1 protein-coding gene is annotated in these 714 nt (G+C 60.6%); it reads left to right on the forward strand.

Going from position 1 to position 714, the window contains the following annotated elements:
• Window positions 1-442: 442 nt before the first annotated feature.
• Window positions 443-714: outer membrane beta-barrel protein (locus tag EX88_RS0122765; protein ID WP_031374273.1), on the forward strand; the 272-nt coding region annotated here is incomplete at its 3' end.

The following is a 714-nucleotide window of genomic DNA, read 5'->3' on the forward strand; positions in this document are numbered from 1 at the left end:
TCCGGAAGGCCGTGCGAAGAACCGTCGCACCGAGCTGAACGTCCAGAACTAAGCGATACCCGCGGGTTCTTCGGAACCCGCACCGCAACACCCGAAGCCCGGCCTCGTGCCGGGCTTCGTTTTTATGTTCGGCCGCTTCCGAAAATCCGACCGCCGGCCCAGTTTGTTTCTAAACCTCGACCGTTCGTCGGCGCATCCGCGCGAGGGCGGGCATACCTGCTGCCGAAAACGTTAATTAACGAACCTGGCTTCACTGGGCTGAACTACGTTAAGTGGTATTAACAAACGCGTTGACAGTGTATGATCGCCCCCGCCAGTGACCGCGGCGCCGGCCCTGCCAGTGCTGAGCGTGTCTCTGTCACAGGAGTCAGCGCCGCATAAGACTGTCCCGATCAAACAGTCCCGATCACCCCCCGTTCCGATCGATCTGAAGGAGTTAGATATGAAGATCCGTATGTTGAGCACCGCACTGCTGGCGGGCTTGGCCTTTTCGCAGGCGGCCAGTGCGCAAGATTTCGACGACCGCTGGTACCTGACCGGCGCTGCCGGCATGAACATCCAGGACAACGACCGCGGCACCCGCAACGCTCCGTTCGGCGCGATCGGCCTGGGCAAGTTCCTGAGCAAGAACTGGTCGCTCGACGGTGAGCTGAACTACCAGAACCCGAAGTTCGACGCCAACCAGGACGCCAACTGGAGCCAGTACGGCATCTC

It is taken from the genome of Lysobacter antibioticus (assembly GCF_000731095.1).
GTDB classification, from domain to species: Bacteria; Pseudomonadota; Gammaproteobacteria; order Xanthomonadales; family Xanthomonadaceae; genus Lysobacter; species Lysobacter antibioticus_B.